At 37.8% G+C, this 13,416-nt stretch carries 9 protein-coding genes, 2 tRNA genes and 3 rRNA genes; 5 read left to right on the forward strand and 9 right to left on the reverse strand.

From position 1 onward, the window contains the following. Positions 1–25: 25 nt before the first annotated feature. The 4 genes from LNP81_RS02680 to LNP81_RS02695 form a co-directional block, all read right to left on the reverse strand. Complete coding sequence (locus LNP81_RS02680) at positions 26–343, reverse strand: hypothetical protein (protein WP_230033242.1); 318 nt, start codon at positions 341–343, stop codon at positions 26–28. Between the two features lie 14 nt (positions 344–357). Beyond that, positions 358–1,167: an SDR family oxidoreductase gene (locus tag LNP81_RS02685; protein WP_230033244.1), complete on the reverse strand. Its 810-nt coding sequence runs from the start codon at positions 1,165–1,167 to the stop codon at positions 358–360. A 310-nt stretch (positions 1,168–1,477) separates the two neighbouring features. Continuing rightward, positions 1,478–2,245 (reverse strand): acyl-ACP--UDP-N-acetylglucosamine O-acyltransferase, encoded by a 768-nt coding sequence (gene lpxA, locus LNP81_RS02690; RefSeq protein ID WP_230033246.1) that lies wholly within the window; start codon positions 2,243–2,245, stop codon positions 1,478–1,480. 62 nt (positions 2,246–2,307) lie between these two features. Then, the gene (locus tag LNP81_RS02695; RefSeq protein WP_230033247.1) at positions 2,308–2,871 is read right to left on the reverse strand and encodes a Crp/Fnr family transcriptional regulator; all 564 of its coding nucleotides are present in this window, start codon (positions 2,869–2,871) and stop codon (positions 2,308–2,310) included. Positions 2,872–3,608: 737 nt separating this feature from the next. On the opposite strand from LNP81_RS02695, the gene LNP81_RS02700 reads away from it, so the two are divergent. Then, complete coding sequence (locus tag LNP81_RS02700) at positions 3,609–3,956, forward strand: ISAon1 family transposase N-terminal region protein (protein WP_230033248.1); 348 nt, start codon at positions 3,609–3,611, stop codon at positions 3,954–3,956. 22 nt (positions 3,957–3,978) lie between these two features. Continuing rightward, the gene (locus LNP81_RS02705; RefSeq protein WP_428979544.1) at positions 3,979–4,662 is read left to right on the forward strand and encodes an ISAon1 family transposase; all 684 of its coding nucleotides are present in this window, start codon (positions 3,979–3,981) and stop codon (positions 4,660–4,662) included. A 61-nt stretch (positions 4,663–4,723) separates the two neighbouring features. Here LNP81_RS02705 and rrf read toward each other — a convergent pair. The 5 genes from rrf to LNP81_RS02730 form a co-directional block, all read right to left on the reverse strand. Next, a 5S ribosomal RNA gene (gene rrf, locus LNP81_RS02710) occupies positions 4,724–4,833 on the reverse strand. A 137-nt stretch (positions 4,834–4,970) separates the two neighbouring features. Continuing rightward, positions 4,971–7,854 (reverse strand): 23S ribosomal RNA (locus LNP81_RS02715). A gap of 186 nt (positions 7,855–8,040) precedes the next feature. Beyond that, positions 8,041–8,114, reverse strand: a tRNA-Ala gene (locus LNP81_RS02720). A 137-nt stretch (positions 8,115–8,251) separates the two neighbouring features. Continuing rightward, positions 8,252–8,325 (reverse strand) — tRNA-Ile (locus LNP81_RS02725). A gap of 127 nt (positions 8,326–8,452) precedes the next feature. Then, positions 8,453–9,966 (reverse strand): 16S ribosomal RNA (locus tag LNP81_RS02730). The 16S, 23S and 5S rRNA genes sit together here with 2 tRNA genes alongside, the layout of an rRNA operon. Positions 9,967–11,975: 2,009 nt before the next feature. Between LNP81_RS02730 and LNP81_RS02735 the strand changes: the two genes are divergently transcribed. The 3 genes from LNP81_RS02735 (at position 11,976) to LNP81_RS02740 (ending at position 13,304) form a co-directional block, all read left to right on the forward strand. Next, positions 11,976–12,341 carry an ISAon1 family transposase N-terminal region protein gene (locus LNP81_RS02735; protein WP_230033250.1) on the forward strand — a complete coding sequence of 122 codons (366 nt, stop codon included), beginning with the start codon at positions 11,976–11,978 and terminating at the stop codon, positions 12,339–12,341. Between the two features lie 193 nt (positions 12,342–12,534). After that, positions 12,535–12,693 carry a hypothetical protein gene (locus LNP81_RS27500; protein ID WP_428979513.1) on the forward strand — a complete coding sequence of 53 codons (159 nt, stop codon included), beginning with the start codon at positions 12,535–12,537 and terminating at the stop codon, positions 12,691–12,693. Further along, positions 12,672–13,304, forward strand: coding sequence for an ISAon1 family transposase (locus LNP81_RS02740; protein ID WP_428979514.1), 633 nt, complete (start codon positions 12,672–12,674; stop codon positions 13,302–13,304). The genes LNP81_RS27500 and LNP81_RS02740 overlap by 22 nt, the downstream gene beginning before the upstream one ends. Positions 13,305–13,416: the final 112 nt, after the last annotated feature.

Here is a 13,416-nt window from a genome sequence, read left to right on the forward strand (position 1 = left end):
TTATTTCGTTATCGAATTTTAACTTTTAATCCTTATTACACAAATTTACAAAATGTTCTATTCGCGCAATATTCCAGCTTACTGTACTTTGATCAATAAGATCATGTACGATAGAATCACTTAATTCCGTGATCAATTTATGCATTGCCGCTGTACCATCTTCTGCGCTTTCCCACACCAAAAGATCATATACAATATCCTTTTTCAATTCAAAAATACTTCTGGAAACAAATCCTTTTTGTTTTTTCAAAAATTCATCAATCTGTTTATTTGCAGCAATAAATTGTAGGGTAGTACAATTATTTAATTTAAAGGTAGTCAGTTCTATAGCTTGATTTTTCATTCTTTATCTAAAATTTAAAAAGTAAACATCGTTTTAATATTTTGCACTTGAGTTTCAATACCCAAATTTAATCGCTCATCATATAATTGGTTTGCATCACAACCTGCAACATATCTCAATTGATTTTTTCCATCTGTTGCCGATTGATAAACAATTTCAGCAATGTCTTCAACTTTAGTATAATTGCTTATTTTTTCGGCACTGTATCCTTTACTTACTTCCGAAGTTAATTTTTGATAAGCTTCATGCTGACCTACCTCCATAGATCGTACAGCAAAATCGGTTTGCATTCCTCCGGGAGCAATAATTTTTACCTGTATTCCAAATTGAGCAAGTTCATAGGCCATACTTTCAGAAAAACCATCAATAGCAAATTTTGTAGCGCTGTAAATTGAACAAGTTGGAAATCCAATTAATCCAAAAGTCGAAGTAATGTTAATAAACGTACCGCTTTTTCTTTCACGAAAGTGAGAAGTAAAAGCTTTGGAAACCCTGATAACGCTAAGCAAATTTGTTGTTATCTGACGTTGAATTTGCTCATCGTTTAAAGATTCCAACACACCTATTAAACCATATCCTGCATTATTCATTACAACATCTATGGTGGAATATAAATTGGTAACTTTTTCTATAGTCGAAATAATTTGCTCCGGTTGGGTTACATCTAAAGGAAATACAAATACATCTTTTAATTTATTGAGTTCCGTTTCCTTTTCAGGATTACGCATCGTCGCAATTACTCGCCAACCCTTACTTTGAAATAATTTTGCTGTTGATTTTCCTAAACCCGATGAAGCTCCTGTAATAAAAATTGTCTTTTGCATTTTTTTTTGTTTTAAAATTATAATACAAAAGTCTAAAGAAGCCTTATCAGAGATGTAGTCGTTTTGCTGTTTGCGTTAGCCAAAATGACAAAAGAGAATAATTGACATTTCATAAACGAATAAAAAAAGAAGAACAATAATAAAAATTAAGTAAAAATACGTGTAATTGCAAACAAAAATACCTCGATAGTAAAATGGGATATTTCTGAAATACGTTATTAATCAAAGCCAAATCTGCAATTGATATTGTATTCTTTTTATATCTTTATAATAATCAATACATTAAAAAAATTAGAATAGGACGTAATATTCAAATTCCCTTAACAAGTCCTCTAGTCGATTGTTTAATAAAAGTTATAATAATATCGCGTTCTATAGTTTGTTTAAATTTTTGCTCAATTAATTCCAGAGCAAAAGAAGTATTATGTTTCTGTTGAAAAATAATACGATAAATATCTTTTAACTCATTTATCTTTTCAGTGTCAAAACCTCTTCTTCTTAATCCAATTGTATTTAAACCGTAATAAGACAAAGGTTCTCGTGATGCCAAAATATAAGGCGGAACATCTTTAGCAACACGACTCATACCACTAATCATAGAATACTCGCCAATAACAGAGAATTGATGAATTGCAGTTAATCCACTAATATTTGCCCAATCTCTCACAATTACTTCTCCTGCCATACCAACATTAAAACCAATAATACAATTATTACCAATACAACAATCGTGACCAATATGAGTATTTGCCATAATTAAATTACTGTCGCCAATTATAGTTTTACCCTTTGACGCAGTCCCTTTGTTGATCGTAACAAATTCTCTAATAATCGTATTATTGCCAACCTCCAGAAAAGTATATTCTCCTTTGTATTTCAAATCTTGTGGATTACCACCTAAGACTGCTCCCGCATGTATTTCACAATTTTCTCCAATCCTAGTGCCATTTAAAATATTCACATTATTACCAATCCAGGTATTATCTCCAATTACGACATCACTTTCAATAGTTACAAAATTTCCAACGTGCACATTCTTTCCAATTATAGCTTTGTGGCCAATCTCAATATTTTTCAAATTCTTGTATTTTATAGCATACAAATATTGAAAAGAAACAAATGCTATTTATTGATCTAAAGTCAATTAATTTGGGCTCTAATTCTGCTTAAAGTTTCGGGACTTACACCAATTAAAGAGGCAATATCCTTTAACTTAGCTTTCAAAATAATTTGAGGTAATGTGTTGAGTAAATACAAATACTTATCCTGAGCATTCATTACAGTGTAGAAATGATGAAACTCATTTAATTTAGAAAGGTAAAGTCGTAGTAATTTAATATAAAACTTAGAAAATAAATCATATTCTAATAAAGTCTGTTCATTCTCATATGACAATGAATACAAAATTGTTACTTCAGAAGCCTGAAAATTTTCAAAAGAAGGTTTCTGTTCAAAAAAACTACTCAACGATGTAATAAATTGATTATCGGTATAAATCCATTTAGTAACTTCTATTCCATCTTCCACACAAAATCGCCGTACTAAACCAGATCTTATGAAATAGATTTTAGAACATATTTTACCTTCAGTAATTATAAATTCATTTTTTTGAAACTTTTCTTCGATAAAATACTTTCTCACCATTTCTTCAGTTTCCAAATCCAATTCCTGAAAGCTATTTATTACACTTAATAATTCCGTCATAATTCAAACAATTGCTAAACAAATTTACCAATATAATTGAATAATGAATTTGAAAATACAACCCAAAAAATATTATTACAAAAGTAAGATTTGAAACATTGTCTCTTTTGCATAAATAAACAAAACTATAATATAGGTTTCGGAAGCTAAAAGCAAAATAAAGCACCTTTACAAACAATAAAACCTTCTGTCTAATATCAAAATAGAATTATTTGGGCGTTTTTCCGCCGCAACGGATCGGGCTGTCCGCTAAATCTTTTGCGAGAGAGATTTTAGCTTGGCTTCGCCAGAAATTTAGTGAATCGCAAAAGAATACCGCTCCCATCCCTAACGCAGTTTACGGGTAATTAGAAGTATAATTTTTAAAAGAAATTCCAAATTCTAAAATTCCAAATTCCAAAATATTACGTGTATTCACTTTACTTAGGTAATTTATGACTTTTTGCAAACATAGCCAATGGCTTCAACCATTGGACACAACGTACCATCAAGGCTTAAACCTTGAACTATCTCTAAAATATTAATGAGAACTTTTAAGAAGGTTTCAATTTCCAAATCCCAACATATAAGCGCACAGCTTTGCGAACTTAGCGATTTATAATGATCTTAAAAAAAACTAGCGTTCCTTGCGGTTAAACCAAATCCCGAACCAATCTAAAACAAAAAAAGGATCAAGAACAAATCTTGGGGAGGGAATGTCAAAATAAAATAAGAAATTTGCACTTTAAGAATAAAAGATGACCCCTATTGAACTTTTAAAATTTATGCTTCCCGATTTTTTAGTAGATCATTTTGAAGTAGTTTCTTCTACTAATACGGAAGAGATATTACACTTGTATTTTGAAGAGAAAATTAATCCTCCACAAGAATTTAGTTTATTTGAACTGATATCAAAGGGTTTTCAAGATGAGATTACTATTCAGGACTTTCCCCTGAGAGGTAAGTATGTGTATCTGCATATTAAAAGACGTCGTTGGACAAATAAAAACACAGGAGAAATTATTAAAAGAGATTGGAATTTAGTAGCCAAGGGAACCCGCATGACTCAAGAGTTTGCGACTTTTTTAAAAGAAATTAATAGATAACAGTGCTACTGATTGTCACACCATTGGAGGCTTCTTCGGCGTTAACGGTAAAAAACTTCAAAGACAATATAAAAAGCATCTGAGTTCCTTCACTGCTTGGGTTCCACGTGAACATGCTCATCAGTGGATTGTTTACCCTGAGAATATGGGTACACATTTATCAATTGATGAAGTAGCTTTGTCTCAGGGAGAGCTTTACACCATTGTGACCAACAAGAAATTCAAAGGTAAAAAAGGCTCCTTGGTGGCTATTATTGCTGGAACAAAGGCAGAACAGGTCATAGAACACATTAGCAAAATAGATTATAAAAAAAGATCTTCTGTACAAGAAATAACGCTTGATATGGCTAATTCTATGAAACTGATATCAAAGAGATGCTTCTCCAAAGCCATACAAGTTACCGATAGGTTCCATGTTCAAAAGTTAGCACTGGAAGCCTTACAAGAGATGAGAATCAAATATCGATGGGAAGCTATGGATGCTGATAATCAATTGATAGTGCTGGCAAAAAGAGAGAACAAAGTATATATCCCTAAGCTTTTATCTAACGGAGATTCTGTCAAACAACTATTGGCAAGAAGTAGGTATCTGCTATACAAGTCTCGTGAAAAATGGACACAGAATCAACAAGAAAGAGCGCAAATGCTCTTTGAATTGTATCCTGATATAAAAATAGCCTATAATGGATCTTTAAAAGAAAGGTGACGACTCCAGTATTTTATAAAACAAAAAATCCTCATCAAATAAATGATGAGGATCTTTAAAAGAAAGGCGACGACATACTCTCCCACATAACTGCAGTACCATCTGCGCAGGCGGGCTTAACTACTCTGTTCGGGATGGGAAGAGGTGAGCCCCGCCGCAATAACCACCTTAAGAAGTTATAATTGCTTTGGGCAATTTGTTCTTCAATTTTTAATTTTTAATTGAAGTAATATCTTAACATACTGAGATAAAGAAACATAAAAGTATTAGAAAGTTTCTTCCTCCCGATTGCTCGGGAGGAAAAGGGTGTACATAAGCTTACGGATTATTAGTACTACTCGACTATGACATTACTGCCTTTACATCTATAGCCTATCAACGTGGTCATCTTCCACGATCCTTAAAAGAAATCTCATCTTGTGGTGGGTTTCGCGCTTATATGCTTTCAGCGCTTATCCCTTCCAAACGTAGCTACTCTGCGGTGCCCCTGGCGGGACAACAGATACACTAGAGGTTTGTCCAATTCGGTCCTCTCGTACTAGAATCAGATCCACTCAAATTTCTAACGCCCACAGTAGATAGAGACCGAACTGTCTCACGACGTTCTGAACCCAGCTCGCGTGCCACTTTAATGGGCGAACAGCCCAACCCTTGGGACCTTCTCCAGCCCCAGGATGTGACGAGCCGACATCGAGGTGCCAAACCCCCCCGTCGATATGAGCTCTTGGGGGAGATCAGCCTGTTATCCCCGGCGTACCTTTTATCCTTTGAGCGATGGCCCTTCCATGCGGAACCACCGGATCACTATGCTCTACTTTCGTACCTGATCGACCTGTATGTCTCTCAGTCAAGCTCCCTTATGCCATTGCACTCTACGCACGGTTACCAAGCGTACTGAGGGAACCTTTAGAAGCCTCCGTTACTCTTTTGGAGGCGACCACCCCAGTCAAACTACCCACCAAGCAATGTCCCCCGCAAAACGGGGTTAGGCCTCAGATAAACAAAGGGTTGTATTTCAACAATGACTCCACAACGCCTGGCGACGCCACTTCACAGTCTCCAACCTATCCTACACATCATTTATCCAAGGTCAATACTAAGCTATAGTAAAGGTGCACAGGGTCTTTTCGTCCCACTGCGGGTAAACGGCATCTTCACCGTTACTACAATTTCACCGAGCTCATGGCTGAGACAGTGTCCAGATCGTTACACCATTCGTGCAGGTCGGAACTTACCCGACAAGGAATTTCGCTACCTTAGGACCGTTATAGTTACGGCCGCCGTTTACTGGGGCTTCAATTCAATGCTTCTCCGAAGATAACATCTCCTCTTAACCTTCCAGCACCGGGCAGGTGTCAGGCCCTATACTTCATCTTACGATTTTGCAGAGCCCTGTGTTTTTGATAAACAGTCGCCTGGACCTCTTCACTGCGGCCAGCATTGCTGCTGGCGACCTTTCTCCCGAAGTTACAGGTCTATTTTGCCTAATTCCTTAGCCATGAATCTCTCGAGCACCTTAGGATTCTCTCCTCAACTACCTGTGTCGGTTTACGGTACTGGTACTAATTACCTGAAGTTTAGAGGTTTTTCTTGGAAGCCCTTAGGCGCACTATCTCTTTGTCCGAAGACTCCGAGTACTATCGTATTTCCCCAAAATCTGTGGATTTGCCTGCAGATCTTATAGGTAGGTACTTCAACGAACTATTCCGTCAGTTCGCGGCGCTTTCATCACTCCGTCACCCCATCACAGTAATTAGTAGTACGGGAATATTAACCCGTTAGCCATCGACTGTCCCTTTCGGGTTCGCCTTAGGACCAGACTAACCCACAGCTGATTAGCATAGCTGTGGAAACCTTAGTTTTTCGGTGTGCGGGTTTCTCGCCCGCATTATCGTTACTTATGCCTACATTTTCTTTTCTAACCAGTCCAGCATACCTTACGATACACCTTCAACCCTGTTAGAATGCTCCCCTACCACTTAGAGTAAACTCTAAATCCATAGCTTCGGTAATATACTTATGCCCGATTATTATCCATGCTCGTCCGCTCGACTAGTGAGCTGTTACGCACTCTTTAAATGAATGGCTGCTTCCAAGCCAACATCCTAGCTGTCTGGGCAGACAAACCTCGTTCTTTCAACTTAGTATATATTTGGGGACCTTAGCTGATGGTCTGGGTTCTTTCCCTCTCGGACTTGGACCTTAGCACCCAAGCCCTCACTGTTATGAAACATTATATAGCATTCGGAGTTTGTCAGGAATTGGTAGGCGGTGAAGCCCCCGCATCCAATCAGTAGCTCTACCTCTATATAACTTTACGCATAACGCTGCACCTAAATGCATTTCGGGGAGTACGAGCTATTTCCGAGTTTGATTGGCCTTTCACCCCTACCCACAGGTCATCCGAAGACTTTTCAACGTCAACCGGTTCGGACCTCCACTGTGTGTTACCACAGCTTCATCCTGCCCATGGGTAGATCACACGGTTTCGCGTCTAACACTACTGACTAAAGCGCCCTATTCAGACTCGCTTTCGCTACGGATCCGTGGCTTAACCACTTAACCTTGCCAGCAACGTTAACTCGTAGGCTCATTATGCAAAAGGCACGCCGTCACCCCACGAAAGGGCTCCGACCGCTTGTAAGCGTATGGTTTCAGGATCTATTTCACTCCGTTATTCACGGTTCTTTTCACCTTTCCCTCACGGTACTGGTTCACTATCGGTCTCTCAGGAGTATTTAGCCTTAGCGGATGGTCCCGCCAAATTCAGACAGGGTTTCACGTGCCCCGCCCTACTCAGGATACCACTATCTATTATACTCGTTACCCATACGGGACTATCACCCTCTATGGTGTCACTTTCCAGTAACTTCCGGTTCCTTGTACATAAAATGTCGTGGTCCTACAACCCCAATCTTGCCGTAACAACATTGGTTTGGGCTAATCCGCGTTCGCTCGCCACTACTTACGGAATCACTTTTGTTTTCTTCTCCTCCGCCTACTTAGATGTTTCAGTTCAGCGGGTTTGCCCACCTATCGGTGTACTATGTCTTCAACATAGTGGGTTGCCCCATTCAGGTATCTACGGATCAATCGGTGTGTGCCCGTCCCCGTAGCTTTTCGCAGCTTATCACGCCTTTCATCGCCTCTGAGAGCCAAGGCATCCCCCATACGCCCTTATTTTGCTTATTGTACCAATCATAAAATCAATTATGACCGTTTTTTTTGTCTTTATTATTGCTAATAAAAACGCTTTCTACTTTTTATTATTTTCTTATCTCAATATGTCAATGAACTTTAAGCCAGTGCTCAGTTTACAGTTTTTAGTATTCAGTTTGCACCGAACAACAACCACCATTTTACCGATCACTACTTTTGTGGAGAATAACGGAGTCGAACCGTTGACCTCCTGCGTGCAAGGCAGGCGCTCTAGCCAGCTGAGCTAATCCCCCATTTTTTAGTTGTCAGTTAACAGTCCTCAGTTAACAGTACTTAAAACGGTTACTCAACCTCTAAAATTTCCTTTTTCTAAGTTTACAGTCTTTTTTAATTTTTAATTCTCAATTTTTAATTGAAAACCTTAAAAAAGTAGTCCCGGGCAGACTCGAACTGCCGACCCCTACATTATCAGTGTAGTACTCTAACCAGCTGAGCTACGAGACTCTGTTTTACTTAAAATTTATTATTTGAACTAACAGCAAGAGTAAAATAGTCTTAAAATTATAATCCTATAAAGCTTCTTCTTTTTTCCTCAGCGTGTTGATAAATCAACTAACACATAAGGCTCTAGAAAGGAGGTGTTCCAGCCGCACCTTCCGGTACGGCTACCTTGTTACGACTTAGCCCTAGTTACCAGTTTTACCCTAGGCAGCTCCTTGCGGTCACCGACTTCAGGCACCCCCAGCTTCCATGGCTTGACGGGCGGTGTGTACAAGGCCCGGGAACGTATTCACCGGATCATGGCTGATATCCGATTACTAGCGATTCCAGCTTCACGGAGTCGAGTTGCAGACTCCGATCCGAACTGTGACCGGTTTTATAGATTCGCTCCTGGTCGCCCAGTGGCTGCTCTCTGTACCGGCCATTGTAGCACGTGTGTAGCCCAAGGCGTAAGGGCCGTGATGATTTGACGTCATCCCCACCTTCCTCACAGTTTGCACTGGCAGTCTTGTTAGAGTTCCCGACTTGACTCGCTGGCAACTAACAACAGGGGTTGCGCTCGTTATAGGACTTAACCTGACACCTCACGGCACGAGCTGACGACAACCATGCAGCACCTTGTAAATTGTCTTGCGAAAGATCTGTTTCCAAACCGGTCAATCTACATTTAAGCCTTGGTAAGGTTCCTCGCGTATCATCGAATTAAACCACATGCTCCACCGCTTGTGCGGGCCCCCGTCAATTCCTTTGAGTTTCATTCTTGCGAACGTACTCCCCAGGTGGGATACTTATCACTTTCGCTTAGCCACTGAAATTGCTCCCAACAGCTAGTATCCATCGTTTACGGCGTGGACTACCAGGGTATCTAATCCTGTTCGCTACCCACGCTTTCGTCCATCAGCGTCAATCAATTAGTAGTAACCTGCCTTCGCAATTGGTATTCCATGTAATCTCTAAGCATTTCACCGCTACACTACATATTCTAGTTACTTCCTAATAATTCAAGTCTAACAGTATCAATGGCCGTTCCACCGTTGAGCGATGGGCTTTCACCACTGACTTATTAAACCGCCTACGGACCCTTTAAACCCAATGATTCCGGATAACGCTTGGATCCTCCGTATTACCGCGGCTGCTGGCACGGAGTTAGCCGATCCTTATTCTTACGATACCGTCAAGTCCCGACACGTCGGGATGTTTCTTCTCGTATAAAAGCAGTTTACAATCCATAGGACCGTCATCCTGCACGCGGCATGGCTGGATCAGGCTTGCGCCCATTGTCCAATATTCCTCACTGCTGCCTCCCGTAGGAGTCTGGTCCGTGTCTCAGTACCAGTGTGGGGGATCTCCCTCTCAGGACCCCTACCCATCGTAGCCTTGGTAAGCCGTTACCTTACCAACTAGCTAATGGGACGCATGCTCATCTTTTACCGTTGTGACTTTAATAGTGGTTTCATGCGAAACTGCTATACTATGAGGTATTAATCCAAATTTCTCTGGGCTATCCCTCTGTAAAAGGTAGATTGCATACGCGTTACGCACCCGTGCGCCGGTCTCTAGATCCGAAAACCTATACCCCTCGACTTGCATGTGTTAAGCCTGCCGCTAGCGTTCATCCTGAGCCAGGATCAAACTCTTCATCGTATATTGTTGATCTTAATAAATCAAGATCGTATTGTTATTCGAATCAGTCTCTATCGGTTATTCTCTAATCTCTCGATTATCTTACTCTTTATTCTTTTGCCTTAACATCTCTGTTAAAGCGGCTGTCAATTCAATATGTCTACGAACGTGTTTCAATTTTGTTGCGCTTGTTTCTCAAAGCGGGTGCAAAAGTAGAAAACTTATTTCTAACTGGCAAATGTTTTTTGAAGTTTTTTCTAAAGAAAATTTCTTTTCTTTTTACTTCTAAAACCTACCAATCTATCAATGAACTTTCCGTGTTTTGCGGGGTGCAAATGTAACATCCGTTTTCAAATCTCACAAGCTTTTTTCAATCTTTTTTTGAAAATAAATTTTCTCATTGATCTCGTTTGCTTGTCAGTATTTAAAAGAACGTCTGTCGCTGTTGCGGGTGCAAAAATAGACCCTTTATTTACATTTACAAGCTTTTTCTTTATATAATTTCAATGTTTTTAGAAACTTTTCCTTAACACTCTGATAACACTAAACTTAGAAATTCACCTTTTTTATCGTTTCTAAGATTTTTCTGATTAGGCATGTGTTTTTCGCAATAACACCATTTAATAAAAGCCCATTTTTAAAGACTTCGCTGTTTTATAGAATATTTAATGACTTGTTTTGAATAAGACTGTTTTTTGATTTGGTTGCCAGGAAGACAATAAGACACTATCCTAAGTTTTAAGATAGTTTACATGACTTTTCATAAAGTTAGCAAGAAGCAAAGTCCATTTTATTGTAACTCTAAAAATATATCATCTTATAAATACCCTAAGCACTATAAATAAAATGATTTTCAAATCAAGATTAAAGATTAAAAACTCAAGAAGAAACCTGAATAACCTTGATATTATATGTAATTAATCTTTGAATTAAAAAACATCTAAGACATATGCTAAAAATAATTCAAGAGAATACATAAACAGTAAAATCTTTATCATATATAACAACAAATTGACAATACAACAAAAAGTTGACTAACATAAAAAATCAGAACAAAACATTTACGGATTTTGCGAACTTCGAGGATTTACAGAATCCTCAATACTTATTTACGCGATGAAAAGGACTTACTTAAAAAAAAAAAAAAGCAATTTCAAAATTATAAATCCCAACATGCAAGCAGATAACCTTTACGAACGTCCTATTCAAAGAGTCTTAAAACTTCTTCGCAGACCTTACAATTAAAATATAAATTCAAAAATTAGCCTTCTAAACTATATTCTATATAAATTATTGAATAAACTATCCCTTAGAAATAATCTACAGTAAAAATTTCGATTTCAAACATTTAATTCGAACATATTAGCCATACATATTCCCCAGATTATTTATAGAAATTTATAATCGTTGCCAATAATTTCAACAAATAGAGTAAAAATATATAATCACCCTACGCCTACGATTAAAACCTTACAGCATATAAAAGAAAAAATATTTATACCACAGAAACAAGAATTGACATGACCAATTCCATGAATCAATTGATCTTATAAGCAAAATCAGAAAAACAAAACATACATCCCCCAACTTTTACCCAAACGGAGATTCCGTAAAACAATTATAAACAAGAAGCAGATACCTACTTTATAAATCTCGTGAAAAATTGACTCAAAGTCGAAAGAGAACGCAAATGATATTTGATCTCTATTCTCATACAACTTACAATCTAAACCAACAACTTCAAGGAATTTATAATAATGATGAACATATTGCTATGGACAAACTGGCACATTAGCACAGAATTGTAGAGGAATCTGGGGTTATTTTGCACCTGATCCCATAACCGCACAGCTTTGCGGACTTAGCCACCCACAAAAATCCAAAAACCTTAGCGTTCCTTGCGGTTAAACCAAATCCCGAACCAATCCAAAACAAAAAAACCTGTTTCTAACGAAACAGGTTTTGGATCAAGACATATTGTTGTGGGGAAATATTAAAATTTCGAAATTTGAATTTTATATTATATCCAAATGCAAGATTCTTTTATCGATATCCTTAAATTATTGTTACCAGAAATAATAGTAGATTATTTTGAGCTTACCTCTTATGAAAAGGGAGAGGAGATACTTCATTTGTATTTAAAAGAAATCAATTCGATTCCGAAAGAATACAGAGACTCAAAATTAAGTTCGAAAGGATTTTTTGAAGAGATAACTGTTCAGGATTTCCCTATTCGTGGACATCAGGTGTACCTTCACATTACTCGCAGAAGATGGCTTAATGAAGATACTGGAAAAGTAGTTTTCAGGGATTGGAATTTAGTAGCAGACGGAACTCGTGTAACCCAAGAGTTTGCGTCTTTTTTAAAAGAAATCAATAGATTCCAAGCCAAATGATTGTAATGCCATCGCCTCTTTCTATGGCGTTTCAGGTAGAAATTTACAATCTCAATACAAGGATTTCCTAAGTGATTTTAAAGCTTGGGATCAAAAATCACATGCTAAAAAATGGCTTGTTTTTCCTAAGAACATTGGAAAACGTTTGTCAATAGACGAAACGTCTCTCTCCAATGGGGAACTCTATACTATTGTGACTAATAAATCTGGTAAAGGTAGAAAAGGTACTATAGTGGCTATGGTTGCAGGAACTAAAGCTGATACAGTAATTTCAGTTCTTGAAAAATACCTCTCAGAGAAAGAAACCTGGTTAAGGAAATCACTTTGGACATGGCTGGTAATATGGGATTAATTGCCCGCAAATCCTTCCCTAATGCAACTCGTGTTACTAACCGGTTCCATGTTCACAAGCTGGCTACTGAAGCCTTGCAGGAAATCAGAATCAAATACAGATGGAAAGCTATAGATCTGGAAAATGAAGCAACGGAAAAAGCGAAAAAGTCAAATGTGAATTTTGAACCTAAAATACTCTCTAACGGAGACACCCTTAAACAGTTACTAGCCAGAAGTCGATATTTCTTATATAAAACCAAATCGAAATGGACTAAAAACCAATTAGAACGTGCTGCATTATTATTTGAATTGTATCCTGATATTCAAAAGGGATATAGTCTCACTCAAGAACTTCGAAGTATCTTCGAGAATACAAAAGATAAAATCATAGGCTTTGCCAAACTAGCCAAATGGCACGAAAAAGTAAACCAATCTGGATTTAAATCTTTTGGTACAATATCGCGAACAATTATGAATCACTATCAAACGATATTGAATTATTTTGACAACAGAAGCACTAATGCGTCGGCAGAATCTTTCAATTCTAAAATAAAAGCATTTAGATCCCAATTCAGAGGCGTTAGAAATGTAGAATTCTTCCTTTTTAGACTAACCAATATTTATGCTTAATTTTTGCTGCTCCACAGGTTTTCGTGTTGATCCGAAGGATCTTTAAAAGAAAGGTGACGACTCCAGTATTTTATAAAACAAAAAATCCTCACCAAATAAATGATGAGGATCT

Origin of the sequence: Flavobacterium piscisymbiosum, assembly GCF_020905295.1 — a bacterium.
GTDB lineage: Bacteria > Bacteroidota > Bacteroidia > Flavobacteriales > Flavobacteriaceae > Flavobacterium > Flavobacterium piscisymbiosum.

Excerpts from the sequence above, each read along its gene's own strand:
- LNP81_RS02680 (WP_230033242.1), bottom strand. The coding sequence starts at position 343 with ATGAAAAATCAAGCTATAGAACTGACTACCTTTAAATTAAATAATTGT.
- LNP81_RS02685 (WP_230033244.1), bottom strand. The coding sequence starts at position 1,167 with ATGCAAAAGACAATTTTTATTACAGGAGCTTCATCGGGTTTAGGAAAA.
- LNP81_RS02695 (WP_230033247.1), bottom strand. The coding sequence starts at position 2,871 with ATGACGGAATTATTAAGTGTAATAAATAGCTTTCAGGAATTGGATTTG.
- LNP81_RS02700 (WP_230033248.1), top strand. The coding sequence starts at position 3,609 with ATGACCCCTATTGAACTTTTAAAATTTATGCTTCCCGATTTTTTAGTA.
- LNP81_RS02735 (WP_230033250.1), top strand. The coding sequence starts at position 11,976 with ATGCAAGATTCTTTTATCGATATCCTTAAATTATTGTTACCAGAAATA.
- LNP81_RS02740 (WP_428979514.1), top strand. The coding sequence starts at position 12,672 with ATGGCTGGTAATATGGGATTAATTGCCCGCAAATCCTTCCCTAATGCA.